Here is a 1,793-nt window from a genome sequence, read left to right as displayed (position 1 = left end):
TGGCCACTCAAGATCAGCCTCACGAAAAATTTGTATTCCCCGAAGAGGTTCTGCCTCGCGGTAACGCTCTCTAAGGGTATCCAAATCAACTTTTGTCTGATATGGCTCCTGCTTTTGGGTAGGAGCTTTTTTGTGAGAAAGGTTTCAGGGGGTGCCACACAGCCTCAAAACTCTGTGTTATCCTGATTGAAGGGTAAGCAATTGCCCCGTCCTAAAGGTTCCGATACCTTAAATTCGTAAGACCCACATAGGCGATAGGAGGTGATGCCCATGCAAGATAGTAGTAAATGCCTGGGTCGTCAGATTGCAAAAAACTGGCTGTGCGCCGGGGCTGTTCTCTAGTTAGCTTTGCCTTCCTGGTAAAAGTGACTTCTCTAAGACGGCTTGACTAGCTTGGAGTCCCTTCCGGCAGTCTAGTTTAATCTGATGATCCGCTACACCGCGCTTGACCTTGAGAGTTTTAGATTTGACTAAACTTCTTGAGGCAGGCGCGGATAGTTTTTTAAACACATCCTAATACGTCAAGTACGCTTTCGAGACTGTCTCTTGAGGCTGCACTTAGCAACAGAATCACCTTCGTTCTAAAGAAGTACGTCTTTGGATGGAGGTTGCTAACACTCCCGTCTGGAAAGCTAAAAGGGAAATTAGCATGTGAGCTGATTTGGGCGGACTGGTGCGATCGCATGTCGATGCAGCCTAGAGAATCTGCTATCATTTGCAAAAGCGTAGTCCAAACTGTGATCTAACGCACAATACCTGACTGCTTCAGATAATACGCTGAGAGAGGTTTTGTAGTTTTGCAACAGCTTACAAGTTTTGATTGTAGCCATAGAAGGCTGGTACAGTCGTTCTATCTAAGATAGGTGTGAGGAGAACAAAATGCTAAAAGTTTTATTGAATTCATTGCTTGTAAGTCCGGCAGTGTTGGGGGCAGCGCTGGCTGTATCCTCCGGTGCAATTGCTGCCGAAAAGCAAGCTGAAGTTTCCCCGTTAGCTGCCATTGAGTCAACAGCTCAAGCTCTAGAGTCGATCGCTCCTTCCAACGTTTCTCAGCCTCAAGTCAAGCAGATCGCTTCTGTAGCTGCTCCTGCTGGTGTCCAGGTGGCCACTGTTGAGTCGATTCAACCTCAAGCTCCTGAGTCCAAGATTTCGACTCTTTCGGCTCCTGCTCCCGTCCAAATGGCTCAAGCGGCTCCTGCTGATGTGTCGATCGACCAGATCAACCGCTACAGCAAAGAAGGTAGAACCAACAACACTGCTGCCGCTGGGCAAGTCACCTCTGTTTCTCAACTTTCTGACGTGCGTCCCACGGATTGGGCATTTCAAGCACTGCAATCTCTGGTTGAGCGCTACGGCTGTATTGCGGGCTACCCCGACAAGACCTATCGTGGCAACCGCGCCCTGACTCGCTTTGAGTTTGCGGCTGGATTGAATGCCTGTCTCGATCGTGTTAACGAACTAATTGCAGCAGCCACGGCTGATTTGGTCAAGAAAGAAGACTTAGCAACCCTGCAAAAGCTTCAAGAAGAGTTTGCGGCTGAATTGGCTACTCTGCGGGGTCGTGTTGATGCCCTAGAAGCCCGAACCACCACTTTAGAAAAACAGCAGTTCTCGACAACCACCAAGCTGGCTGGTGAAGCAATCTTCGCCGTTACGGATGAGTTTGGTGTCGATGGCACAAATGGCAACAACACCGTCTTTCAGAACAGAGTTCGTCTAGCGCTTAACACAAGCTTCACGGGTAAAGATCTGCTGGTCACTCGTCTTGCTGCTGGTAACGCAACCCCCTTCAC

General features: G+C 49.1%; 1 protein-coding gene. It reads left to right on the top strand.

The window, feature by feature from the left end; all coding sequences use genetic code 11:
• Positions 1-879: 879 nt before the first annotated feature.
• A partial coding sequence (locus ACJ2PR_RS35825; RefSeq protein WP_446880629.1) for an iron uptake porin occupies positions 880-1,793 on the top strand: 914 nt, incomplete at its 3' end.

Source organism: Phormidesmis sp. 146-33, assembly GCF_052939515.1.
Note: the sequence above shows the minus strand (reverse complement) of the source record. Positions and strands in the feature narration are given on the sequence as shown.